Raw genomic sequence first — 24,428 nt, forward strand, 5'->3', positions numbered from 1 at the left:
GGCCCGGTGGGCGGCTCCCCGGGGGGGAGCGCCGCGTGGTGCTCGCGGGCGGCATACGGACGGCGGTTGTTGAGTTGTGTGGTGCGTGGCGCCTCTGGAGGTGCCTGTGTGCCGTATGCGGGGCCTGACGGAAGCAAGACTCTGCCGGAACGGGACCGGGGGAAGCAATTCTCCGTTGCGTGGGAAAGCTCACACCTCGTTTGGAGCAGCTGAATCACGGAAAAGGCGCCGCAACACACTGCCGCCCGGCTAGGCTTCTTGGCCCGCCGGGCGGCGTGGACGTCCCAACCCGTGTCAGATCTGGCCTTCCTCCAGCATTTCGGTCACCAGGGCGGCGATGCGGGAGCGCTCGGAGCGCGTGAGCGTGACGTGCGCGAAGAGCGGATGCCCCTTCAGTTTCTCGACGACGGCGACCACCCCGTCGTACCGGCCGACCCTGAGGTTGTCCCGCTGGGCCACGTCGTGGGTGAGCACGACACGGGAATTCGTGCCGATCCTGGACAACACGGTCAGCAGGACGTTCCGTTCGAGCGACTGGGCCTCGTCGACGATCACGAAGGCGTCGTGCAGGGAACGGCCCCGGATGTGGGTGAGCGGCAGGATCTCCAGCATGCCGCGTCCCAGCACCTCTTCGATCACCTCGCGCCCGGAGACGGCCGAGAGGGTGTCGAAGACGGCCTGCGCCCAGGGGCTCATCTTCTCGGCCTCGCTGCCGGGGAGATAGCCGAGCTCCTGCCCGCCGACCGCGTACAGCGGGCGGAAGACCATCACCTTCTTGTGCTGCCCGCGCTCCAGGACCGCTTCCAGGCCCGCGCAGAGCGCCAGCGCCGACTTGCCGGTGCCGGCCCGGCCGCCCAGCGAGACGATGCCGACCTCCTGGTCGAGCAGCAGGTCCAGGGCGATGCGCTGTTCGGCGCTGCGGCCGTGGATGCCGAAGGCCTCCCGGTCACCGCGGACGAGCCGCACGTTGCCCTCGGGCGTCACCCGGCCGAGCGCCTTGCCGCGTTCGGACTGGAGGACCAGGCCGGTGTGCACGGGCAGGTCGGCGGCCTCGGGGACGTACAGCCTCTCCTCCGTGAAGAGCAGGTCGACCTGGTCGGCGGCGAGGGGCAGTTCGGCCATGCCCGTCCAGCCGGAGTCGGTGATCGCCAGCTCCGCGCGGTACTCCTCGGCGAGGAGGCCGACCGATGACGCCTTGATGCGCAGCGGAAGGTCCTTGGAGACGACCGTGACGTCGTACCCCTCGGCCTGGAGGTTGCGCGCGACCGCGAGGATCCGTGAGTCGTTGTCCCCCAACCGGTAACCGGCGGGCAGGACGCCGGGATCGGAGTGATTGAGCTCGACGCGGAGCGTCCCGCCGAGGTCCCCGAGGGGGATCGGCGCGTCCAGCCGGCCGTAGCGGACCCGGAAGTCGTCCAGCAGGCGCAGCGCCTGGCGGGCGAAGTAGCCGAGTTCCGGATGGTGCCGTTTGGCCTCCAGTTCCGTGACCACGACGACCGGGAGCACGACTTCGTGCTCGTCGAAGCGGGCCATGGCGTTCGGATCGGCCAGCAGGACGCTGGTGTCGAGAACGTAGGTGCGCCTGTCGGGCATGCGGCGCTTAGTGCTGGTCACCACGGAAGGACGTACCCCCTCGGAAGAGGTTGGGGTGCGACGGCGTCGCGGAGCATCCCAATGGGAGAGGAAGGGCCGGGCTCCGGCCACCTTGCGCGGGCCGTGCGCCGGCCCTCCGCGTCAGCCGCACTGTATGTACGGTCCTTCGTGTGCAAAGGGCCTCCCGGGCGAGCGGACTCGACGCCGCTCACTTGGACTCGGCGCCCGCCTGGTTGGTGACCGGACGCCGACCTGTCAGGGGTATGCCCTCATACACGGCCGGCCATGCCGACCGGCCCACTTCCGGGGGGACGGGGCGGGGAACGGGTTCCCCGCCCCGCCTCAGCCTCCGTAGCGGCGGTGGCGGGCGGCGTAGTCGCGCAGCGCCCGCAGGAAGTCGACCCGGCGGAAGGCCGGCCAGAAGACCTCGCAGAAGTAGTACTCGGAGTGCGCGCTCTGCCAGAGCATGAAGCCGGACAGCCGCTGCTCGCCGCTGGTGCGGATGACGAGGTCGGGGTCGGGCTGCCCGCGCGTGTAGAGGTGCTCGGAGATCAGGTCGGTGGAGACGATCTCGGCGAGGTCCTCGAAGGAGGTGCCCTTGCCGGCGTGTTCGAGGAGCAGGGAACGCACGGCGTCGGCGATCTCCTGCCGGCCGCCGTAGCCGACGGCGACGTTGACGAGTATCCCGTCGACCCCGAGCGTGGCCTGCTCGGCCTCCTTGAGGACGGTCTGGGTGTGGGCGGGCAGCAGGTCGAGCGTGCCGACGTGGTGGACGCGCCAGCGGCCGTCGGCCACCAGGTCCCGGACGGTGTTCTCGATGATGCCGAGGAGCGGGACGAGCTCGGACTCGGGCCGGTCGAAGTTGTCCGTGGAGAGCATCCACAGGGTGACGACCTCGACATCGGTCTCACTGCACCAGCCGAGCAGTTCCTTGATCTTGTCGGCACCGGCCTGGTGACCCTGCGCCGCCGTGCCGCCGGATGCCTTGGCCCAGCGCCGGTTGCCGTCGAGGATGACGCCGATGTGCTTGGGCACCTGGGAGTGGTCGAGGCGGGCCTCCACCCGGCGCGCGTAGAGCCCGTACACCAGGTCGCGCAAGTTCACTGAGTCCACCTCTCGGTTCCGTGCGGGCCCGCCGGCCCCTTCACCAGGGGCCCGGGGCCGTCGCCTGGGGATCGGATCGCCGCACTGGAAGGGGGCGGATCGCCCCGCCGTGTCATGGCAGTCCCGTCGGACCACATTACTGCGCGGGCCCCGCACCCACCCAACCCGGCCTGTCACAAGTCCGTGATAAGGAGAGAAACGTGACTGATTCCTCCTCCCCCTACCTGGCCGCCGGATCGCGCTACGACTCCATGGAGTACCGGCGCAGCGGCCGCAGCGGCCTCAAGCTCCCGGCCGTCTCGCTCGGCCTCTGGCACAACTTCGGCGACGACCGGTCGCTCGGCTCCCAGCGGGCCATCCTGCGCCGGGCCTTCGATCTCGGTGTGACCCACTTCGACCTGGCCAACAACTACGGCCCGCCGCCCGGCTCGGCCGAGCTGAACTTCGGCAAGCTCTTCCGACAGGACTTCGCCCCGTACCGGGACGAGTTGCTGATCTCGACCAAGGCGGGGTACGAGATGCACCCCGGCCCGTACGGGGAGTGGGGCTCGCGCAAGTACCTGCTGTCGTCGCTGGACGCCTCGCTGAAGCGGATGGGGCTGGACTACGTCGACATCTTCTACTCGCACCGCTTCGACCCGGACACTCCGCTGGAGGAGACGATGGGGGCGCTGGCCTCCGCCGTGCGGCAGGGCAAGGCGCTGTACGTGGGGGTGTCCTCGTACAACTCGGCGCAGACCGCCGAGGCGGCGCGGCTGCTGCGGGAGATGGGGGTGCCGGCCCTGATCCACCAGCCGTCCTACTCGATGATCAACCGCTGGACCGAGGAGGACGGGCTGCTGGACACGCTGGAGGCGGCCGGGATGGGCTGCATCTCCTTCGTGCCGCTGGCCCAGGGGCTGCTGACCGGGAAGTATCTGAACGGCATCCCGGCGGGGTCGCGGGCCACGCAGGGCAAGTCGCTGGACCCGGGCCTGCTGTCGCAGGAGGTGGTGCGCCGGCTGAACGGGCTGAACGACATCGCGCGGCGCCGGGGCCAGTCGCTCGCCCAGCTCGCCCTGACCTGGGTGCTGCGCGACAGCCGTATGACGTCGGCCCTGATCGGCGCGTCGAGCGTGGGGCAGCTGGAGGAGAACGTCGCGGCGCTGGCGGGTCCCGAGCTGTCGGCCGCCGAGCTGAAGGAGATCGACGCCTTCGCCGTCGACACGGCGGGCAGCAACATCTGGGCCGGACGGGGCTGAGGTCCGGCGGGACGTACGGAGACAAAAAACGGGCCGGTCCGTGGGGGGGGTTACGGACCGGCCCGAGGGGGGGTTTCCACCATAACCCTTCGTAAGTGATGGTGGGCACCGCGGCGCGAAATAATTACTCTCCGAGAGTGAGGGGTTCCGCTCCGGTCGCGGCCCGCCAGGCCCGTGCACGGCCGTGACCTGCGGAGATGCTCACAGACTCCGGACGGGCGCCGGAAGGGCGCCCGAGATGTCCACAGGATGTCCACATTCCGTTCGGGGGTGTCGTCAGGGCGCGGCGGCCGCGCCCCGGTGGCCCCGGGTGAACCGGACGCCCACGGTGTCTCCGCCGACGACCACGAACCGGCCGCCCTCGCAGCGGATCACGGCCTCGTGGACCTCGCCCCGTTCGTCCCTGCGCTCGTCGGTGCTGAGCACCGTCCAGCCTCCGTCGGGGGGCGTCGGCAGACCGGCGAGGGCGGCGAACTCCCACTGGGCGGCGGGGACGCACCAGTCGGGCAGCTGCGGCCAGGTGCCGGCGCCGATGTGCAGGGTGCCGTCGGACGCGCAGGTCAGGCGCACCGACTGGCCGTCGTCCAGCACGAACGAGACGGCCTCGGGCTCGCCCATGCGGCCCTCGGGGCGGTAGAAGACGCCGAGGACGCCGACGATCCTGGCCCCCTTGAGCCACTCGGCGCCGCCCCGGCGCGGGCCGGGCGTGGGGTCCCCGTCGATGCCGCGGTCCATGGCCTGCTCCTTCCCCTCCCGGGCGTCAGCGACCAGGGTGCCATCCTTCCGGCCGGGCGGGGTCTTCGGCCTCACGCGGGTTTGCGGGCCTCGATCAGGAAGCGGGTGGTGTGGGCGACGAACGGGCCCTCGGTCTCCAGCCGGTGGTGGAGCGCGGCGAGTTGGGGCCGGTACTGCTCGACGGTGAAGCCGGGCACCATCCAGATCACCTTGCGCAGGAAGTAGACGACGGCCCCGATGTCGAAGAACTCGGTGCGCAGCCGTTCCGCCCGCAGGTCGACGACGTCGAGCCCGGCGGCCTCCGCGTCGGCCCGCGCCCGCTCCGGGTCGCGCGCGCCGCGCACCTCCGGGGGCTGCGGTCCGAGGAAGTACTCGACGAGCTCGAAGACGCTGGCGGGGCCCACCTGTTGCGAGAAGTACGTGCCGCCGGGGGCCAGCACCCGGGCGATCTCGTCCCACCAGGTGGTCACCGGGTGCCGGCTGACCACCAGGTCGAACGCCGCGTCGGCGAAGGGCAGCGGCGGCTCGTCCTCGTCCGCGACGACGACGGCCCCGAGCGGGTGCAGCAGCGCGGTGGCGCGGGCGATGTTCGGCGGCCAGGACTCGGTGGCGACGGCCAGCGGCGGCAGCTTCGGCACGGCGGCCAGCACCTCGCCGCCGCCCGTCTGGATGTCGAGCGCGGCCCGCGCCCGGCCCATCCGCTCCCCCATGGCCCGCGCGTACCCCCAGGAGGGGCGCTGCTCGGTGGCCCGGCCGTCGAGCCAGGAGAAGTCCCAGCCCTCGACGGACACGGCGTCGGCCTCGGCGACCAGGGCGTCGAACCGGGCGGCCTCGCCGGGCAGGGGTGCGTGGTCGGGGGGCGTGGGGGGCATGGGGCCATGGTCGCAGGGGTGGTCGCCGGACGCGACAGGATTACGGCCTCACCCACGATCGCCGCCGTGACGCCGCTGACGATCGTGGGGGGAGGTCGATACGCCGACGGGCGCGGCTCAGGCCGCCAGGCCGCCGAACAGCAGGCCCAGGAACGCCCCGGCGATCATGAACGGGCCGAACGGGATGCCCGTCTTCCGGCCCGCCCGCCGCAGGGCGACGAGCGCCACCCCGTACACCGCTCCGAACAGGAAGCCGGCGAAGCCCCCGGCGAAGACGACGGCCCAGCCGTACCAGCCGAGGGCCGTGCCCAGCGAGAGCGCCAGCTTGACGTCGCCGAAGCCCATGCCGCCCGGGTTGATCAGGAAGAGCAGGAAGTAGAACCCGCCCAGGACGAGCCCGCCGAGCAGGGCGGAGCGCCAGGAACCCGCGTGTTCCGGCAGGAGGGCCGCCAGGCCCAGGAGTACGGCGGCGGCCCCGGCGGCCGGCAGGGTCAGCCCGTCGGGCAGCCGGTGGACGCGGTGGTCGATGCTCGCGAGGAGCACGGCGACCGGGGCGAGCAGCAGCCAGACCGCCAGTTCGGGCCGCGTCCCGGTGGCCAGGGCGAGGGCGGCACAGGCGAGGGCGGTGACGACGGGGGCGAGGCGGTGGGGGGCGTAACGGGGGGTCTTTGGGGGCGGGTCGACGGAGGGCCGGGCCTCGCCCTCCGGTTCGGCGCCGGGCGACGGCGCCTCCGCCCCCGTACGCACCACCGGGACCGCCTCCGCCGCGCAGGCGGCGCAGCGCGCGGCGCCGAGCCAGCCGCGGGCGGGGCCGGTGAGGGGGTGGCCGGCCGGGCAGGCGTCCCGCCGGGGCTCACCGGGCGGGACGGAGAACCGGTAGGCGGCGCGCGGGACCAGCAGTCCGGTCGCGGCGCCCCAGAGCGCGGCGATCCCTGTCAGCATGTCGTCCACCTCGGCGATCCTAATCGCCGCGCCCCGGGCGGGGGTTGGGCCGGTGGATTCGGGCCCGGCGGCGGTCCCGGCGCCGCTACCGTCGGGCCATGGCTCGATGGCGCGATGGCACGGGAACACTCACGATCACGGACCGGGACGGGGCGACGGAGACCCGGGTGCCGCTGCGGATCGCGGCCTCCTACCGGCACCGGGCGCGCGGGCTGCTCGGCCGGGACGGGATCGACGGGGCGCTGATGATCACGCCGTGCGGGAGTGTGCACTCCTTCCGGATGCGGTTCACGATCGATGTGGCGTACCTGGACCGGAGGTTCAACGTGCTGGCGGTCCACACGATGAAGCCGGGCCGGCTGGGCCTCCCCCGGCTGCGCGGCCGGCATGTGATCGAGGCGGAGGCGGGCGCCATGGCGGCGTGGGGACTGCGGCCGGGCACGCGGGTGCGGATCACCCCGGCCCCCTGAGGGCTGTCGGAGCCCATGGCCGTGCCCGGCAGGTGGCGGGCCGGCCGGAGGCCCTCGTACGGGATGCAACCGGACTTCCGGCCGGTGCGGCGGTAGGGGCCGCAGGGCGTCCCGACGGGGCGAACCCCCGGCTGTCGCGGCGCTGGACCACCGGCGATCCGGCGCCCGCTACCTGCTGGGCACGTCGCTGCCGTAAACGACCCAGGGCGACTGCTCGAAGGAGTTCACGCCGGACAGTTGCGGCTGGACGGCGGCCACTTCGGGCAGCAGGGCGAGCGTGTCCGGCCAGCAGTCGAAGTACACCGACCCCTTGACGATGAAGCCCGGCCAGTCGGTGGCCGCCGACGCGCCCTCGCGGTCGAGCACGAAGCCGACGCAGAGCAGCGAGGGCCGCCCGATCGCCTCGCGTATCGCGCGCACCACCCGTTCCTGGTCGGCGCGGCCCAGCCCGCCGAGGCCGAAGCGCAGTTCGACCGTCCCGTCCTCGCCGCGCCTGATCCGGGCCCGGACCTCCTCGCCGCCGGCGAGCCAGAGCAGGAAGTCGACCTGGTCGAGGCGTTGCAGGCCGGCCAGGAGCACCAACTGCTCCCGGGTCACGAAGGACTGGGTGCCGGACCCGCCGGCGCCGGGGCTGAGCAGGGTGATGCGCCGGGTGACGGGGTGGTCGGCCCGCACCCCCGCCGCCTCCAGGTCGCCGAGCAGGGACTCGGCGTCGGGGCGGCTCCAGCACAGGTGGCACGAGCAGAAGAATCCGTCGCTCATCGGCACGTCACCTCGGGACACGTGGGGGCCGCTCTCCTCGCCCGGCCCACCGCGGGCGGCGGCACGGGGTGGCTGGCGGGTGGTCGGTTCACGAGGGTAGGGCCCAGCCCCGGTCCGGGGTAGGGGCCCTGGTCCGGCCCTCGTGGTGTTCCTCCGCCCGGGCCCCCCGGCTCTCGCCGCCCGTACGGAACAAACCGCTGGACAACCGGACGCCGGGCCAAGAGGCTGTGCGGCGATGACACGCACCGATTCGCCTCCCTCATGGGACGAGCGCACCCAGCTGGCCACCTTCCTCGACTACACCCGTGCCACCGCACGGGCCAAGTGCGAGGGGCTCGCGCAGGAGGACGCCGTCCGGGCGCCCCTGCCCGGCTCCCCGCTGATGACGCTCGCGGGGGTCGTCAACCATCTGCGCTGGGTCGAGTACTACTGGTTCGAGGTCGTCTTCCTCGGCCACGAGGACGAGGGCCCGTGGACGGACGAGGACCCGGACCGCGAGATGCGGATCGCCGTCGACGTGCCGCTCGCCGACGTGCTGCGGGAGTACGAGGAACAGAGCGCCCGTTACCGGGAGCTCGTCGCGGCCCATGACCTGGACACCCGGGCCCAGCGGGTACGCGTGGAGGGCCGCCGGCCCGATCTGCGCTGGATCCTTCTGCATCTCATCGAGGAGACGGCCCGGCACAACGGCCACCTCGACATCATCCGGGAGATCGTCGACGGGACGACCGGGGACTGAGGCCTCTGCGGGGGCCCGGCGCGGCGGGGGCCCCGGGGCTCGTTCGCCGCCCCGTTGTCGTACCCCGGCCGTACGCTCCCCCCATGAGCGTCTCCCTCTACTACACCGCGCGCCGCACGGCCCCGCTGACCGGCCCCGAGTCGGCCGCCATCGCCCGCGTCGTCACCGCACGCCGGGCGTCGTTCCCGTACGAGGACGAGGAGGGCCTCTACGTGTACGACCCGCGGTCGGCGGAGCCGGAGGTCCTCCTCGACGGCTCCACCAAGCTGCCGACCGACCCCGGCCGCCTGCTGCCGGTGGTCGCCCATGTGCTGGACTCCGTCACGGAGTTGCGTCGGGCGCTGCCGGACGCGCGGTGGCACGTGCACCTGGACGACCTGGACATCGAGTGGGACGAGGCCCGGGGATACGAGCTGCCCGGGATGCGCGACGCGGACCTGGCCGCGGAGCCGGTGGCGGCCGGGGACGCGAGGGATGACACGGCGGACGGCGGTGCCGGGCTCGGCCCGTGACGACGCCCGCGCGCCGGGGCCCGCACCACGCGTTCTTCGGCGCTACGGCGTACCTGCGCGACGACCGCCCCGCCGTCCCGGCGCGCTCTGCGGGTGTCCCGACACCGTGACCGGCGGAGCACAACCTCAACGCGGCAGCGTGACCCACGTCTTGAAGCCCCTCACGGGCTGCGGCGCCTCGCGACTCCCCCACTCGCCTCCCCAGTCGTCCACGACCGCCGCGAGCAGCCAGAGCGCCCGCCGGCGCCGCACCTCGCAGAGCGCGGCCGTGTCCGGTTCGACGTGGTGCGGATGCTGGTCCCAGACGAGCAGCCGGACCGCCTCCTCGCGGTGCCGGAGCGATACGTAGAGCTCACGCCCCGGGCTCAGCCTCGCGGCGACCGCCACGAGTTCGTTCATGGAGTTCGGCGGCCCGCAAGCCACGAGATCCCAGCTCCGCCACCTCTGCGAGATGTCCGAGCGCGAACACATCGACATCCGCGTCATCCCGGTCAGCCGGGGCGCGTTCCCCGGCGCCGGTCACGCCCTTCTCTATGCCCACGGCGCTGTTCCTCAGCTGGACACCGTTCAACTGGACTCCGCGCACGGCCCGGAATTCATGCATGCTGAGGGGCAGTTGACCAAGTACCGGGCCCACCTGGACTGGCTGGAGGCCGCGTCACTCGACTCCGCCGGTTCGCGGGACTTCATTCACGCCATCTCGAACCAACTGTGAGGACGTACGCCATGCCGGCGATCGACTGGGAAGACGCCTTCTGCGGAGAGGGGAACAACTGCTTCCGCCTGGGCACGGACTCCGAAGGCAACGGCTACGTCGCCGTCGTCGGCGACGAGGCGCACGCCCTCACCGACAGCCGCGAGGCGCTCGCGCAGATGATCCGGGACATCAAGGCCGGCAAGGCGGACCACCTGCTGAGGTAGCCGGAAACGGCGTGCGGCCGCATCCGCCCCCGAGGCGGACGGCCCGGCGGCCCCACACACGCTGCCCCCGCTTTGCCCTTCGATACCTGGTCCGAGCGCTCGCGCCTCAGGTATCCAGAGGGAATCGTTTGCCCACAGGGGGGAAGGTCGCATGCGCGCCGAAGACCAGGCCAGGTCGGCAGAGACACGAGAGGGCAGGGCCCCGGTCCGCCGGTCCCAAGCCGTGAGCCGGACGCGGCCCCCCGCTCTCCTGGCGCTGCAGAGCAGCCTCGGCAACGCGGCAGTGGTCCAGATGCTCCGTCGGACCGGAAGCCCAGGGGCCCAGGAAGAACACCGGCACGACGTCGGCCTCGACGACCAGCGGACCGAGCACCTCGTACAACGCTCCACCGTCCACGACGTTCTCCGCACTCCGGGACGCCCCCTCAACGACGACACGCGCGAGGAGATGGAGACCCGGCTGGGCGCGGACTTCTCGGACGTCCGCATCCACGTGGGCGCGGCCGCGCAGGTCTCGGCAGCGGAAATAGGCGCTCGGGCCTACACGGCCGGCAACCACGTCGTGATCGGCGAAGGCGGCGCCGACAAACACACCCTCGCCCACGAATTGACGCACGTCATCCAGCAGCGCCAGGGCCCTGTCGCCGGTGCCGACAACGGGACCGGGCTGCGTGTGTCGAATCCCTCGGACCGGTTCGAACGCGAAGCCGAAGCCAACGCGAGCCGAGTGATGTCGGGCCCGGCCCTGGCCCGGGCGGACGTTCGCGGCTCGACGAGCCATCAGTCCGCGGCCGGGGAGCAGAGCGTTCAGCGGGCTCCCGATGTGCAGGATCGTCTGACGGACGCCTACTGGAGGGGTCAGCAGCCGCAGGGGAAGCCGCCGCAGGGCCCCCGTCCGAGGTCGAGCGAGCGCGAACTGAAGGAAATCATCACCGAGACGATTCCCGAGCTCCTGCGCCAGTTCGAGAAGAAGTACAAGGGGAAGAAACCGGGGGAGATCCAGGCCATGGGCAACCTGGAGATCTTCAGGGGCATGAAGCGGACCGACGCCGACGCCATCATGGACTGGTGGAACAATGACCGCAAGAACGACACGACTCAATGGATAAAGAAGAACAAAAACAATGAGAACGTCGTCGGCGATTTCCATGCAGCAGGAAGCGGAGATCATCCGGTGATCGGCGCCATACCGGTGACGGGGCACCTCGGGGACGAGGCGCAGGCCCGCACTTACAGCAAGAGGGACGACGAGGCGTTGGTGAGGTTCACCCTGAAGCCCGGCGCTCACGAACTCCTTTTCAGTCCCGATTACATGGCGGTGGCGGGAGTCACCCCAGGACACGCACCCCAGGCTCTCAGGAATATTCACGGGCCGGACAAGCCCATGCCGGAGGCTTCCCAGGGTGAGGGTTCGCTCGGAGGTTACATCGGTATGAAGCAGGAGAAAAAGGGCGACTTCAGTCTCAGCCTGGGCAACAACAAGGCATCCCAGCTACTTTTCCAGCACTTCATCAAGACGGTCGAAATCGTGAATTAGTCTCGATCTTTCCCTCGCTTTCGACTCGCGTAACCCGCATCCCAGATTTATCACGCAGCGCCCCATCAGTCGATAACTTGACGGGACGCTGCGTCATATAGACGAAGCGCGAGCTGCTGTCTTTTGCGTTCCTGACCGAGAGTCAGAGCGCCACAATCAAAGCTAAAGCAACTGGCCGCACCTGCCAGGCGAGACCTTACTAGAGACTCCCCCCTCGCTCAACAAAGCAGAGAGAAGACTTGCCTCTACATAGGTACCCTCGCACCCCAAACGCTTTAGCTGTTGAGATGCATCACGGGCCTCGCCAATTGAGAGATCGAATGCGTCACGAAACGCCTTCATGATCCACCCGCCACTGGGTGGACCATCGGACAGCTTCACGCAGAATGGGCCATGTTGCGCCAGGATTTCAGCGCGCACTTCCGTGGGGGCCGGCCCCCACGCGCCATCATGCGAGTTCCCGCAGGAATCACACGCCCACTCAACCTCCCACCGCAATCGGCCGCCCCTCGCCAGTTGCACCACCCATCCGGTGCATGACTCGCCACACTCTTCGCACGCACGGAATACCTGTGCAGCCTGCTCACTCATCGCCAACCCCTCATGGCCTTATATCGCTCAATTGTCCCATAGAACCGTTGAGACGAGCCCGACCCATCGCGGGGGTGATGGGTTCCCGGAGGGATACCCCGACCGTACCATCGATGATGCAGCTCTTCGTGTGTCAAGCCGTCTCGAAGCTCCGCCCTACTCACGAAAGATTCTGCACCTATTGATGGGTAACTCTTGCAGTTCCGTCTACCAGGGCATGAAACCTCAGGTCAGTGGCCCACGGGATAGAACATGAAGAGTTTCCCATCAATAACGCCCGTGAAGTTCTTACCGTCATCGGTGGTGAAATATGTGACCGCAACCTTCATTCTCTCCAAAAACGATCGAAGCCGCGGCAGGAGTGCCGCGGCTTCGATCGTTTACTTCTTTCTCGTGAGGTAGTAGGTATCCCGCACGTCGGGATCCGAAGTCAAGAAGAACAAGCGAAGTTCCCCCTTCTTGCTCCTGGTGACCCCGATGTCCCACTCCGCCTTCCCTGGCGGCGGTTCTGTGCGAGATGCAACGTCGTCTGGATTGATTTCACTCGCTGGCCCCGCGCCTTCAGCCACAGGATCCTCCTTCACTGCACGGCTGCCCGAGCTTGCCTTGACCTGGATCACCCACCCATCGCCCACAGTGTTCCCACCCCGATACGCTCCGGGTTTCAACAAGCGCCAGGATCCCGGACCCGACATGCGCCAGGCATCGTCGAACGCGAACTCCTGCCCATCCAGCTTTTTTACGACCGCGCGATGTTCGGGCTGAAAGGTCAAAGAACTACCCTTCCAGCCCACCCAAGTACCGTAGAAATCGGCAGCAGTCACCTTGACGGAGGGTGGCGACAGCGAGTCGGTACGACTATCCACGCAGGAACTAAGAGTCAGCACTCCAGAACATGCTATTGCGAGTCCGGCTGGTACGCGTCTCATTGCCCAGGCTCCGGCACCACTATCTGCTCACTCCAACGGAAGGTCATCTTCGTGTCCTTTTGCCCGTTTGGAAACAACGCTCCGGTATAATTAGACAATGCCATGGCTCCTGGATCCTTGGCACCCCCTTCGTAACCCTCTTTGGAAACCCCTCGCGTCAAGGACTCCTTCGTCATCATATTGGTGAGCTTGAACTCCACCGTACCTCGCCCGGACAGCTTATCGTATCCCGTCACCGTGGCTTTGAGATTGAAAGAACCGAGGACGGCGCGGGTGGCGCCTTCAGAGTTGTTCGGGGAGTCGCCAACGAACAGCTGTGCAGCAGCAGATGGCGATTCACCCGCCATCAAGTCCGTGAGCGAAAGATCATTCATCGCCGCCCCATATTTGGTCTTGTAATCGAGACCCTTGATAGTCTCACCAATTTCTACTCCCTTACGATGTGCCAAGTAATTGCGCACAACCGACATCCATATATGACGCTTCACACCCTCTGTTTTTTGTCGTGTTCGTCGAACTGGTACGCAAGCGGTGTCGCTCCCATGAACCAAATAGCCACCAGCTGAGTGGCAGTCGGATTGAGGATGGTTTCGGCGTCCGGGAAGGATATTCCAGAACGATAGGCTGCTGTCGCGCGCTTTCCCAGCTCATCCTGGCGTGATCCGCCGCTGCTGCTGTCGCTGCTTCCCAGGGTCCTTCGCAAGATCGTGATCGGTCGGGTTTCGTCGGGTGTCGACGTGATGCCGGGTTTCGTTCGGTCTGCGGGGTGGGGGCGGGAAGCAGTGCAGGCACGGTCGCAGTGATCATGTGAGTGTCGAAGTCCCATGAACGCTGAGCGAGTCCGTGCCTGCCTCCATATCTTCTCCCATGCCCTCCGGGCTGGGCCGACTGGCCCGGTCCGTCGGCCTGGCGCCACTCCCGGGCGCCGTGGCCGTGCTGCCGTTCCTCGCGGTACTGCCCGATCCGCGCGACCGCCGCGGACGCCGCTACCCCCTGTCGGCGCTGGTCGCCGCTGCGGCCGCGAGCGTCCTGGCCGGAGCGCAGTCGCTTACCGCGATATCCGAGTGGATCGCGGACGCGCCCGGCTGGGCCCTCCGCGCCCTGGACTTCGCGCCCGATCCATTCTCCGGCACGGTCCCCACCCCGCACCCGCACACCGTGCGGCGCTTGCTGTCCCACCTCGACGGCGACGCACTCGACGCCGCGATCGGTGCCTTCCTCACCGCCCGCGCGGCCGAAGACGGCGGCACCGAGGGCCGGTTGCGGGCCATCGCCGTGGACGGCAAGGTCCTGCGCGGCTCCCGGGCCGGCGGCAAGAGCGCCGTCACACTGCTGGCCGCGATGAACCACAACGGAAGCGTCCTGGCCCAGCGCCAGGTCGCAGACAAGAGCAATGAGATCCCCGCCTTCGCTCCGCTGCTGGACACCCTCGACCTGAACCACACGGTGATCACCGCCGACGCTCTCCACACCCAACACGACCACGGCCGCTACCTCCGCCGGCACGGCGCCCACTACCTCGCCGTCGTCAAAGCCAACCACCCCGGACTGTTCGACCAGGTCAGAAAGCTTCCCTGGCGGGACATCGCGCTCGACCACAAGACCCGTGACCGAGCCCATCACCGCCTGGAGATACGCCGGTTGAAGACCGTCGCCTTCGCCCACATCGACTACCCCGACGCGGCCCAGGCCCTCCAGATCGTGCGTTGGCGCCGCGATCTGCACACCGGGAAGCTGACCATCGAGCGTGTCCACCTCATCACCAGCCTGCCGCCCGGAGCCGCCACCGGCGCACAGCTCGCCGCCTGGATCAGAGGGCACTGGCGTATCGAGAACCTCCTCCACCACGTCCGCGACCGGACCTTCCGCGAAGACGACTCCAGGATCCGCACCGGCGGCCTGCCCCGCGCGATGGCTTCCCTGCGGAACCTCGCCATAGGCGTCCACCGCCAGAACGGCCACGCCAACATCGCCGCCGCCCTACGACACCGCTCGCGACTACCGCCGCCCCGTCCAGACCCTCGGCCTCACCTGACAAAACCGGACCGATCACGATCTTGCGAAGGACCCTGCGTACTCGCCCGAGCTCAACCCCGACGAACTGGTCAACGCCGACCTCAAACACAGCCTGCCCAAGCAGCACCGGGCCCGGAACCAGGCCGAACTCGCCGCCGAGGCCCGCCGGTTCTTCCGCAAGCGCCAGCGCCAGCCGCACATCGTCCGCGGCTACTTCCACAGCCCGCACGTCAGATACACGCTCAGCGAGAACCCTTTGAGTTTCTGATCAATAGAATTCACGGTGAAACACCAAGGCTGGGCCACGCTCTCGGCGGCCAGGAAGACGACCCTGACGACCCACCTGCCGCAGCCGTCGTCCGCTGACGTTGCCGTCAGCGTTGCCGTCAAGCAGCGCAGAGGCCCCGCCGGATAACTCCGGCGGGGCCTTCGCAATTCATTCCCAATTCTCCAGGAGATGAGATCTCCTATTCCGGAGAGAATCCTCGAATCACTGGATTATCCACCAGTCCAGGAATGAACTCAGTCAGACGGGAATGCGCCTCTCGCAGAAATTCAACGAACGCACCTACGAGCTCTTGGCGATCGACAGAGGCTCGCCATTCATGCTTCGATGACGTAATCACGACGAGATCCCCGTCGCACCGAAGTCGAATGACTTCATCGGCCTCTGTGAAGCCGATCGCCGAATCTTCTCCCGAAGAAAGGCGATTCAACGCATGACGAAGAGACAAGGCCAGGTCCACAAGGGTCAAGTAGCCCTGCCCAGAGATGACCTCAACCCCATCGACCACCAGCTCTGCACGCACCCCGAAGTACTTGTAGCAAAGGTCCATCTCACTGATGGCTGCCGGGCTGACCTGGCACGCCTTGTCCCAGGTGTCGCGCCAAGGCGACCCAGAACCCGGGGACTCAAAAGAGAAGTGAATCACGAATTCCTCAGCTTTTCGCTACTCGTCTAGAACGGGAACGCCGTCACGACTTTACCATCGTTAACGATGACGCGGATGCTTGTCAGCTCTCCACCGCCATTCGCCGGACCAGCCCTGCCGACAGGAACACCAAAGTCCCATTCATAAATCTGCCCGGCGCGGGGCCTACCGGTCTCAGGGTCCGGGGTGTTCGGCCTTGGTGTCCCTCGATTGATGGTCTCCGCTATTCGCCCGCGAACATGCTTGGCCTTGCCCGTGAGGATTCCAGCCTTATCATCGACCTTCACACCGCCAGGCCGGTGCCGATCCACGATGTGCTGCCAGTCTCCGTTTTCCAGCGCTGCGGTTCCACACAGGCCATTCGAATTGTGAACGAGGACCGGCGTGGCCCCCGCCAGCACATAGTACGCATGGACGTCTTGGATGGTGAGATCATGCGTTCGCTGACGCTTGACGTAGTGACGGAGTGCAGCGATCTTGACGACAGATCCCTGACTCGTTTTCAGCCCCTCACCGACCACGAGGTCGCCCGCTTGGACCCATTCCTTCAACTCTGGAACCCAGAACGGATGGGTATCGGTCGCGATGACACTGGACAACTTGCCACCAGCATCGATGGTGACGGCTGTAAATTCCTTGTCATCTTCGGTGGTGATTGTGCCGATCACCTTTTCGTCAACGTATGCACCGGTGCTCACGTCCGTGGTTCGGACGAAATCCCCGACTTCTACGTCTTCGATGGCCTTATGCGTTCCGTCGGCGAGCAACACTCCCGTGCCGGGCAGGAAACTGTGACACATGCCAAGCTTCGGCTTAGATCCATTCACCTTAGGTTTAGGCTTAGGACCCGCCCCAACCGCGCCGGCCTCCCCCGGGTCACGCGCTGTGAACATGGCGATGAGGAAACTGGGCACCAGGTAGGCATCGCTCGACGTGTCAAATCCCTGGCCGGCTACCCACTCGTCGTATGTGTTGCCGTAGTCGCACCCTGGCTCCCCGGGCCCACCATTCCAGCAATCACCGTCTACCAGAGCCCCGAAAAGCTCTGCAGTGCGCGGAACGTTTCCAACGACACCGAGAATTACTTCTCCGGAGCCGCGACAGACCCCCGAGAACCAGTTGTCCCCACAGAATCCATTCCCTTTGTTGTCGCTATTTCCGTTACCGCTGTTGTTGGTGTTGCCACTGTCGCTTTCGGTTCCGCCGGTGGTGCCGCTACCGGTCCCTCCGGAGGTCTCTCCCGTCGTGGAACCACCGGCCCAGTTCCCCTCGAACGCCATGATTCGCATCAGACCACTGGGGTCGGAGAAGGTGGTGGGGTTGTTGTTGCTGTAGGTGTAGCCGTTCATCTGCTGGGGGTCGGTGAGGTCGAGGACCGGGTCGACGGAGATGAAGCGGCCGAGGTCGGCGTCGTATTCGCGGGCGCCGAGGTGGGTGAGGCCGGTGGTCTTGGTGTCGTCGGTTCCTCCGACGAATCCCTTGGTTCCGGGCCAGGTTGTCGGTGTGGTGCCGCGTTCTCCGCCGAAGGGGAGGGTGCGGCGCTGGGTGAGGGCGAGGCTGGATGCCTGGATGGACAGTTCGCCGGTGCCGTGCTGGTCGGCGACGGTGAAGGCAAACGTGCCGTCGTCGCTGCGGATGGCCATCTGGCCGCCGCCGAGGTCGAAGTACCGGGTGGCCTTTGCCTTGGTGGCGCCGGCGGGAAGGGTGACTTCGGTGTTCCCCAGGTACAGGGTGGTCTCGGTCGGGGTCCGGCCAATGAGGCGGTTTCCGGAGGCGTCGTAGAGGTAGCTGGTGGTCTTGCCGCTCTTGGTGACGCTGGCCAGGTGGCCCTCGGCGTCCCAGGTCAGCGACTGGCCCGGGCGGGTGAGCGTGTTCCCGGAGGAGTCGTAGGTGTAGGTGTCGGTGGTGGAGCCGGCGGGCCCGGTGGTGGTCCGGGAGCTCAGGCTGTGCGCCTGGGGTGTGCCAGGCGTGGGGTAGGTGTAGGTGTCCTTGAGGTCCTTGGCCGTGTCACCTGTTACGTCGTGCCGGGTCTGCGTGGCGCGGTTGCCGGACTTGTCGTAGGTGAAGGACTGCCAGTACGGGGCCGGGCCTCCCACCTGCGACGCCGCTGGTGCGGTCGCGCAGGTTGTTGTGGGCTGCGCCCAGGCTTCAGTGAGCCGGCCGAGGTAGTCGTAGGTGTAGCACTGGTTGTCCGTGCCAGTCCGGGACGTGTCCGAGATCGAGCGGACGTTGCCGACCTCGTCGTAGTGGTAGGTGGCGTAGCGGTCGACACCGGGCTGGTCCTGGCGGTCAACGCGCGAGGTGGCGAGGCGCTGGGTGCCCCACTCGTAGGTGTTGGTGACCTGCGTGATCTTGCCGCCGTCGGTCAGGCTCATCTGGTACTGGAGCGGCTTGCCGGTGAGGCTGTAGCTGACGCTGGAGGTCATGCCTTCGCCGTAGACCGTGGCCGGGCGCAGGGTTGCGTTGTCGTAGGTGTAGTTGGCGGAGCCGCCCGGCAGGGAGCCTGCGGCGGAGTAGCTCACGCCGGCGGTCAGGCCGGAGGGGTGGAAAGTGGTGCCGGTCTGGTAGGTGCCCTGGAGGGCGCCCTCAGTGGCAGGGATGACGACCGCGGTCCGGATGGGGCGGTAGAGCTTGTCGTAGGCGGTGACCTTCGAGGTGTATGCCTGGCCGTCCACGTATCGGGTGGATTCGGCAAGTTGTCCCTTGGCGCCTGTGACTGTGTCGTAGACCTGCTTGGTCCGCAGGGTTCCGGTGGCGGACTTCTCGCGTACCTCGGTCTGGCGGCCGAGGTCGTCGTAAAGGTACGCGAGTCCGGGGACGTCGGTGCGCGAGCCCTTGGTGAAGGTCACCTGGCCGCGGTCGTCGTAGGTGGTGGTTGTCGTGCCCTGGTCGGGGTCGGTCGTGGAGATTTTCCGGCCGAGCTGGTCGTAGGTGTACGTCCAGTGGTTTCCGGCGGGGTCGGTGACCTTGTCCAGTTCGTTACGCGGTGTGTAGTGGTAGGTGGTGCTGTCGTAGGCGGCGTCGGCGGAACGGCTGTGCAGCTGGCGCAGTTCTGTGGTGTTGCCGTGGGCGTCGGTCAGGGTCGTAGTAGCTGTGCCGCCGACCGGCGGGATAACGGTGACACGGTCGCCGCCGTAGATCGTCTGGGTGGTATTGAGAACCTGGCCGCCGTCACCATTGCCGGCCATCTGCAGGGTTTGTACGGCGCGGTTCAGTCCGTCGTACGTGCTACGGGTCTGAGTCTCGACCGAGAGCGCGTCGTCCGGTTTGAAGAGCTCGGTGCTGGGCGCGTCCGTGGCGTAGTAGGGCTCGAACGTCTTGGTAACGAGGCCGCGTTCGTCGTAGAAGGTGTCCGCGATGACGCTGCCACCGTCGGGCCCGGGCTCCTGGATCTGGCGGCTTCGCAGGAATCCGTCGAACAGTTCGTAGGACGTGATCTGTCCGCCGGTGTTGTTCAGCGACTTGGTCGCGACCGTGACCGGCTTGTCCTCGTCGACCGTGTAGACGAACTGCTTGGTGGGCGTCTGCGTGTTGCGGCGATCGGCGGCCCAGACCGTAGTCGTCCGCCCAAGCGCGTCGTACGCGTACTCGGTGACGTTGTTGTTCGTGTCGGTCTTCTTGGCGACCAGACCACGCACCGTGTCAAAGTCCGTGGTGGTGACCTGGGCCGTCGTTGCGTCGGATGCCTTGGCCGGTGGCGTGGTCACCTTCGCCTGGGTGGCGAAGCCGGTGGCAGGCGTGTATGCGGTTGTAGTGGTGCGGCCGTCCGTCCGGGCAGTGCGGACAGGCGTGCCGTCGTCCGTGACCGTCACATCGGCGGTCAGGTCGGTGGCGGTCAGCGGCCTGCCGTAGATGTCGAACGTGGCTCCGGCTTCGAGGTACGTCGCCTTCGTACCGTCATGGCTCTTCAGAGAGGCGACCGCGGTCACGTTCCCCTTTGTGGGTACGGCTCCGTAGGCACCGTTGTCGTAGGCCGAACGGACGTCGCTCAGCACGTCCTTCGTCCGGTCGACAGGCGCGTCACACGCCTTCGCGACCGTCTCCGTGCGGACCGGCATGCTGAGAATCGCGCTGCTCGCATCCCCCGCGTAGGTGGTACGCGTGCAGGTGTTGTCCGTGGAGGTGGTGTCGTCCCCGTAGTCGTCGGCTTCGATGATGCGGCCGGCGATGGTGTCGTGCTTGGTCGCTGTTGCGGTGGTGCGCCACTTCTCGCCGGCACCTGCGTCCAGTGACGTCCAGGTCTTACTGCTGGAGGTTCCGGTGAAGTTGGAGGTGACGGTGCCCCAGTCCCGGACCTTCTTCCCGGTCTCGTGGTACCAGGGACGGCTGATCGTCTTGCCGAGGATCTTGCCGCCGGGTTTGTCGAAGGTCACCGTCTTGTAGCCGAAGCCGGGCACGGCTTCGTGGTCGGTGATGGGGTCGCCCTCGTCCTCGTCCAACGTGACGGAGGCGGACTTGGTGCCGCCTGAGGTGTTGAGGCGGTCGCCGTTCATGCCCCGCAGGAAGTAGCTGTCCTGCTGGGTCTTCATCTCGGTGGCGCCGCCCTGGCCGCCGGTCCTGACCCTGACGTGCTGGTAGCCACGCCACTGGGACCAGGTCTTCTCCTTCTCCTTGGTCAGGCCGTCGTCATCGTCGTAGTGCCAAGCGGCATCGCCGAGGTAGTCGTACATGGTGACCTGGTCCGGCGACCCGCCGGTGCGGTCGGTCTTGGTCACGGACGTGGTGACGTACTTGTTGAACCACTGCAGGTCCGCGTCATCGGTGCTGTCCCCGCCGATGTACTGCGGGAAGCACCTCGTGGTGTTCGTCTCCGGAGTCGGCAGCTCGCTCCAGCTGCATGCGGGAGCGGAGTAGTTCGCATCGATCTGCCCACCCGACTCGTCGGCAACGGTCGAGAGCCGGTCCTTGACGAACGGGGCGTAGCCGTCGCCGGTCTTGTCGAGCCGGTTCTCCAGCTGGGTGTAGTCGAAGGTGGTCTTGGGGAGGGTGATGGCCGGGGTCGCCGATTCACCGGTGTGCTGGATGCTGTCCAGCAGGAGCTGGTAGTCGACGTCCGCGGTGCCCCAGCGGTGGTCGAACTTCCAGGAGTCGACCTTGTCGTAGGTGCCTGCGGTGTTGCGCACCTGGGTGGTGATGCCGGTCAACCGCTTACGGGTCCAGAAGGAGGGGGAGAGCCGGCCGTTGTCGCAGCTGGTGCCGGCCTTGCAGTTGAGGTCCCAGGGGGTGTCGTACCAGTAGGCGGACTTGGAGTCGATCGTGTCCGGGTCGCAGGTCACGCCGGTCTGCGGCAGGCAGCGTTCCTTGTTGTCGAAGACGACCTGGGCCAGCGGCGGGGCGTAGTAGGCGCCCTGTCGCAGGCCGTAGTTGATCTTGTCGAGGTATCCGCCGCGGACGTACGACGTGCCGTCGTCGGCCTTGAGGTTGCGGCCGTAGGAGTTCGCCTCCTTGCCGTAGTGATAGGTGATGGCGTTGCCGTGCGTGTCGACCACTACGTCGAGGTTCCACCGCCAGCCCTGCTGGCACCAGGATTCCGCGAACGTCGCGCCGTGGCACTTCTCGCCGGTGTCGTTCCCGTAGACCGGAACTGTCCAGGCCGAGTTCGTGTCCTCGTCGCCTTCCTTCCAGTCGCTGGGCCGGTTGAGGCCGAAGTAGTACTTCGTACCGTCCGGGGTGGTCACACGCCAGTACTCGCCGTCGTCATCACCGTTCTTGAGAGCGGTGTTGTAGCTGCGGGCGATCTTCGTGCCGTCGTCGTTCTTGAGCTTGAAGGTGTTGGTGCCCGTCTGTACGAGTTCGCCGCTCGCTCCGTTGAACGAGATGTAGGCGTTGTCGTAGGCCCAGCACAAGTCACCGGGCTTACCGCCGTCGGCGTTCTTGACCCCGTCGTCGGCGCACGGCTTGTAGCGGCGCTCGATGGAGCCGGGCCACAGGTCGAACCCGTCGCCGACCCACGAACCCTGGTTGTTCGTCCCTCCGGTACGACCGTCGATGGCACCCGACGAGTAGGAGAGACCGACGCTCGGCTTCAGACCGCCCGGCACCTCGGGGGTCTGGAAGTCGTAGGACCAGGTGAAGTCGCCGGTGTTGAGGCTGGTCGCCCAGGTGGAGGAGGGCGAGAGGGAGGTGGCCTTGTAGTCGCCCTTGTCCCCGTCCGCCTCTGCCGTGGCCGCCAGGACCGTGGGAGCGTCCGCCTGCAGTGACATGGCACTGGCGGTCAGTGTCTGCTGGTCCGTGTCATTGACGGCCGCGACCGGTTGCGCCTTGCGGCACTTGTCCTGCTCGGGCGTCGTCAGCGCACAGGCCGGCAGTTCGACCAGGCGCATGCGCGAGGCGTAGGAGCCTCCGAAGGACTGCGCGAAAGACGAGTAGTCGACAGAGACGTCGACCGGGGCCTTGCCCTTGACAGAGGAGTCCGCCGCCTTCGGAGCGAGGGTGAAGAGCAGTCCCTTCACCCCCGCACGCTTGGCGTGCTGGGCATCGAACACGCGAGAGGTGACGCCGTCGAGCGCCAGGTCCGCGCTAGCCGTGCTGCTCTTCGCCGTGCTCTTGCCGGCCGTCGTCTTCGCGGCACGCGCGATCCCGATGGGCTGCCCCTTCGGCGAGGCGAACCGCTTCGTGCCCTTGGCGCCCGGAGCCGGCAGCGACGTGGTGACCTCGGTCGCCTTCGGCAGCATGGTGTGCGGGGTGGCTGTCGGGACGCGGGGCCCGCACGCTCCATGCGCACCAGCGGCTCGTTGGCGCCGCCGCCGGAAAACGCCAGCTTCACCGTAGTCGCGGCCGGGACGACCGTGCCGTCATCCTGTCGCGCCAGCGTGGTATCGATGCGCTTCCAGCTCTTACCCGACCGGGTCCAGACCGGACGCAAGTACTCCCGCGCCTCCAGATTCCCGTCCGCCGTCGCGAAGACCTCCCGCGCCTCACCCCGCTGAGCGAGCACCTCGACCGGCTTGCCCGACCTCTTCGCCTGCGCCAGCGCCTCGGACTCCGAAGCCGCACCGGCCGACGCATCGCCGCTGTCGGCGGCCGTCTCACTGGACGCGGCAGTCGCCGGAGCGGCCACCGTCATCGACAGGCCCGGCAGCACCCCTGCCCCGAGCGCGGCCACAAGCGCCGCCCCCAACCAACGTGGCCGTCTACCACGCCTTCTTTGCATGATCTTTACGCCCAGCTCACAACGTGCCTTTATTTGCAGCGTGAACTTAAGTGCTGCTTACACGGACTGACCAGCAGTCACCGGTGGCGAAAATTCGACCCATGTGCGCATCTGTCGGAAAACTTCGACTGTGATCTTCATTGCACAATGAAAAAGTTGTATGCAGCATGCGTGTTCTCCATCACAAACTCGGCTGCCACCTGCCCCGCTGGGCGAGCCAGGCGACGCACTCGCGGGGGCCGCCTGCGGAGACGGTACGGATCCGCGTCCGGCGTCCGCGTCGGTACTTCTTCGGCAGCCGGACCAAGGCGAGATGGGCGGCGGTGAGGTGGGCGGCGGTATCGCCGCCCGCGTTCGGAGATCACCTTGGCTAATCTGGGCTCCGGCCTCTGGCCTCTGGCCCCGGCAAGCCGTAGCGAGCGAGGGATGTCGCGTGTTGATCGATGCCGCCGACTGGTCGGTGTACGAGTGCCTGCTGTTCACCCACCCACGGACCACGGAGCAGGTGTCACGGACCGTCGGCCTGACCTCGGCCGAGGTCCGGGCGGCGGTCGGTCGGCTGCGGGAACTGGGGCTCGTCGAACCCGGTACCGACTCCTCGGACGAGATCCTTCCCGTCCCTCCGGACTCCGCCCTCCTGCCCACCATCCGCCGCTGGGAGACGCAGCTCGACCGCACCCGGCAGGTCTCGGACGGCCTGATCCACCGGTGGCGCAGGCGCAATCGCCGGCATGAGGACCTCATCCAGACCGTGGGCGAGTCCGACGCCGGCTGGGCCGCCTTCGAGGAACTGCAGGCCAACGCCGCGGAGGAAGTCCTCATCTTCGACCGGCCGCCCTACGTGGCGCCCCCCTCGGGCAACCCCGCCCAGCTGGACGCGATGGGCCGCGGGGTCACCTACCGCACGGTCTACACACAGGAGGCCCTGAGCGACGAAATACGCCAGGACCTGGCTCGGGAAGCGATAGCCGGCGGTGAGAGGGCCCGTATCAGCGACCGCCTCCCGATGAAACTGGTGGTCGTCGACCGGCGACTCGCGATGATCCCCCTGCAGGGCAGCGCCGGAGCCCTCGACTCGGCCGTCCTGATCACCCCCTCCGCCCTGCTCGACGGGCTTCTGGAGCTGTTCGAGATGACCTGGGACCGGGCGCTGCCCCTGACCTTCGAGGACAGACACATCGCGCAGGGCGTGCCGGACTGGGAGGAGGAGCTCGTGCGCCTCCTCGCCAGCGGCCTGACCGATCCCGCGATCGGCCGGGCGCTGGGCTGCTCCGAGCGGACCGTGCAGCGACGTATCACGCAGTTGATGACGCGCAACAGCGTCGCTACCCGGTTCCAGCTCGGAGCGCAACTCGTCTACGCCCGCAGGATCTGAGACC

The 24,428-nt window shown here is 67.8% G+C and carries 21 protein-coding genes and 1 pseudogene; 9 read left to right on the forward strand and 13 right to left on the reverse strand.

Features of this window, described 5'->3' with window-relative positions; translation table 11 throughout:
• Window positions 1-294 precede the first annotated feature (294 nt).
• Together ABZ564_RS06290 and ABZ564_RS06295 are read right to left on the reverse strand one after the other, a co-directional pair.
• Complete coding sequence (locus tag ABZ564_RS06290; protein ID WP_360850298.1) at window positions 295-1,617, reverse strand: PhoH family protein; 1,323 nt, start codon at window positions 1,615-1,617, stop codon at window positions 295-297.
• A gap of 318 nt (window positions 1,618-1,935) precedes the next feature.
• Window positions 1,936-2,697 (reverse strand): isoprenyl transferase, encoded by a 762-nt coding sequence (locus ABZ564_RS06295; RefSeq protein ID WP_360850301.1) that lies wholly within the window; start codon window positions 2,695-2,697, stop codon window positions 1,936-1,938.
• Between the two features lie 200 nt (window positions 2,698-2,897).
• Here ABZ564_RS06295 and mgrA point away from each other — a divergent pair, with 200 nt between their 5' ends.
• On the forward strand, window positions 2,898-3,938 hold the full coding sequence (gene mgrA / locus ABZ564_RS06300) for an L-glyceraldehyde 3-phosphate reductase (protein WP_360850304.1): 1,041 nt from the start codon (window positions 2,898-2,900) through the stop codon (window positions 3,936-3,938).
• Between the two features lie 276 nt (window positions 3,939-4,214).
• Here mgrA and ABZ564_RS06305 read toward each other — a convergent pair whose 3' ends face one another.
• From ABZ564_RS06305 to ABZ564_RS06315, 3 genes are all read right to left on the reverse strand, one after another.
• On the reverse strand, window positions 4,215-4,673 hold the full coding sequence (locus ABZ564_RS06305; protein ID WP_360850307.1) for a hypothetical protein: 459 nt from the start codon (window positions 4,671-4,673) through the stop codon (window positions 4,215-4,217).
• A 71-nt stretch (window positions 4,674-4,744) separates the two neighbouring features.
• Window positions 4,745-5,545 carry a class I SAM-dependent methyltransferase gene (locus tag ABZ564_RS06310; RefSeq protein WP_360850310.1) on the reverse strand — a complete coding sequence of 267 codons (801 nt, stop codon included), beginning with the start codon at window positions 5,543-5,545 and terminating at the stop codon, window positions 4,745-4,747.
• Between the two features lie 117 nt (window positions 5,546-5,662).
• Complete coding sequence (locus ABZ564_RS06315; protein WP_360850313.1) at window positions 5,663-6,496, reverse strand: A24 family peptidase; 834 nt, start codon at window positions 6,494-6,496, stop codon at window positions 5,663-5,665.
• An 89-nt stretch (window positions 6,497-6,585) separates the two neighbouring features.
• On the opposite strand from ABZ564_RS06315, the gene ABZ564_RS06320 reads away from it, so the two are divergent.
• Entirely contained in the window at window positions 6,586-6,957 is a 372-nt protein-coding gene (locus tag ABZ564_RS06320) for a DUF192 domain-containing protein (RefSeq protein ID WP_360850316.1), read from the forward strand.
• 168 nt (window positions 6,958-7,125) lie between these two features.
• Here the strand turns inward: ABZ564_RS06320 and ABZ564_RS06325 are convergent, their stop codons facing one another.
• Window positions 7,126-7,719: a hypothetical protein gene (locus tag ABZ564_RS06325; protein ID WP_360850319.1), complete on the reverse strand. Its 594-nt coding sequence runs from the start codon at window positions 7,717-7,719 to the stop codon at window positions 7,126-7,128.
• A gap of 235 nt (window positions 7,720-7,954) precedes the next feature.
• On the opposite strand from ABZ564_RS06325, the gene ABZ564_RS06330 reads away from it, so the two are divergent.
• Complete coding sequence (locus ABZ564_RS06330; RefSeq protein WP_360850322.1) at window positions 7,955-8,458, forward strand: DinB family protein; 504 nt, start codon at window positions 7,955-7,957, stop codon at window positions 8,456-8,458.
• Window positions 8,459-8,541: 83 nt separating this feature from the next.
• Window positions 8,542-8,970, forward strand: a complete 429-nt coding sequence (locus ABZ564_RS06335; protein ID WP_360850325.1) for a hypothetical protein — start codon at window positions 8,542-8,544, stop codon at window positions 8,968-8,970.
• 126 nt (window positions 8,971-9,096) lie between these two features.
• Here ABZ564_RS06335 and ABZ564_RS06340 read toward each other — a convergent pair whose 3' ends face one another.
• Window positions 9,097-9,369, reverse strand: coding sequence for a hypothetical protein (locus tag ABZ564_RS06340; RefSeq protein ID WP_360850328.1), 273 nt, complete (start codon window positions 9,367-9,369; stop codon window positions 9,097-9,099).
• Between ABZ564_RS06340 and ABZ564_RS06345 the strand changes: the two genes are divergently transcribed.
• From ABZ564_RS06345 to ABZ564_RS06355, 3 genes are all read left to right on the forward strand, one after another.
• Complete coding sequence (locus tag ABZ564_RS06345) at window positions 9,368-9,685, forward strand: Scr1 family TA system antitoxin-like transcriptional regulator (protein WP_360850331.1); 318 nt, start codon at window positions 9,368-9,370, stop codon at window positions 9,683-9,685. The two genes, ABZ564_RS06340 and ABZ564_RS06345, sit on opposite strands and share 2 nt — an antisense overlap.
• A gap of 11 nt (window positions 9,686-9,696) precedes the next feature.
• Window positions 9,697-9,891, forward strand: coding sequence for a hypothetical protein (locus tag ABZ564_RS06350; RefSeq protein ID WP_360850334.1), 195 nt, complete (start codon window positions 9,697-9,699; stop codon window positions 9,889-9,891).
• Window positions 9,892-10,042: 151 nt separating this feature from the next.
• The gene (locus tag ABZ564_RS06355; protein WP_360850337.1) at window positions 10,043-11,428 is read left to right on the forward strand and encodes a DUF4157 domain-containing protein; all 1,386 of its coding nucleotides are present in this window, start codon (window positions 10,043-10,045) and stop codon (window positions 11,426-11,428) included.
• A gap of 587 nt (window positions 11,429-12,015) precedes the next feature.
• On the opposite strand, the gene ABZ564_RS06360 is transcribed toward ABZ564_RS06355, so the two are convergent.
• The 3 genes from ABZ564_RS06360 to ABZ564_RS06370 form a co-directional block, all read right to left on the reverse strand.
• Window positions 12,016-12,201, reverse strand: coding sequence for a hypothetical protein (locus ABZ564_RS06360; RefSeq protein ID WP_360850397.1), 186 nt, complete (start codon window positions 12,199-12,201; stop codon window positions 12,016-12,018).
• A 198-nt stretch (window positions 12,202-12,399) separates the two neighbouring features.
• Window positions 12,400-12,843, reverse strand: coding sequence for a hypothetical protein (locus tag ABZ564_RS06365; RefSeq protein WP_360850340.1), 444 nt, complete (start codon window positions 12,841-12,843; stop codon window positions 12,400-12,402).
• A 101-nt stretch (window positions 12,844-12,944) separates the two neighbouring features.
• A complete protein-coding gene (locus ABZ564_RS06370; protein ID WP_360850343.1) occupies window positions 12,945-13,409 on the reverse strand; it encodes a hypothetical protein in 465 nt (154 codons plus the stop codon).
• 406 nt (window positions 13,410-13,815) lie between these two features.
• Here ABZ564_RS06370 and ABZ564_RS06375 point away from each other — a divergent pair, with 406 nt between their 5' ends.
• On the forward strand, window positions 13,816-15,330 hold the full coding sequence (locus tag ABZ564_RS06375) for an ISAs1 family transposase (RefSeq protein ID WP_360850346.1): 1,515 nt from the start codon (window positions 13,816-13,818) through the stop codon (window positions 15,328-15,330).
• A 101-nt stretch (window positions 15,331-15,431) separates the two neighbouring features.
• Here the strand turns inward: ABZ564_RS06375 and ABZ564_RS06380 are convergent, their stop codons facing one another.
• The 3 genes and pseudogenes from ABZ564_RS06380 to ABZ564_RS06390 all read right to left on the reverse strand — a co-directional run.
• Window positions 15,432-15,896 (reverse strand): hypothetical protein, encoded by a 465-nt coding sequence (locus ABZ564_RS06380; protein WP_360850349.1) that lies wholly within the window; start codon window positions 15,894-15,896, stop codon window positions 15,432-15,434.
• A gap of 26 nt (window positions 15,897-15,922) precedes the next feature.
• On the reverse strand, window positions 15,923-22,570 hold the full coding sequence (locus ABZ564_RS06385) for an RHS repeat-associated core domain-containing protein (RefSeq protein ID WP_360850352.1): 6,648 nt from the start codon (window positions 22,568-22,570) through the stop codon (window positions 15,923-15,925).
• Window positions 22,571-23,248: 678 nt separating this feature from the next.
• Window positions 23,249-23,404, reverse strand: a pseudogene (locus ABZ564_RS06390) (IS1380 family transposase); the annotation flags it as partial.
• Between the two features lie 78 nt (window positions 23,405-23,482).
• Between ABZ564_RS06390 and ABZ564_RS06395 the strand changes: the two are divergent.
• Window positions 23,483-24,424 carry a helix-turn-helix transcriptional regulator gene (locus ABZ564_RS06395; RefSeq protein WP_360850355.1) on the forward strand — a complete coding sequence of 314 codons (942 nt, stop codon included), beginning with the start codon at window positions 23,483-23,485 and terminating at the stop codon, window positions 24,422-24,424.
• Window positions 24,425-24,428 lie beyond the last annotated feature (4 nt).

The organism is Streptomyces sp. NPDC019224 (assembly GCF_040632605.1).
Classification (GTDB): Bacteria; Actinomycetota; Actinomycetes; order Streptomycetales; family Streptomycetaceae; genus Streptomyces.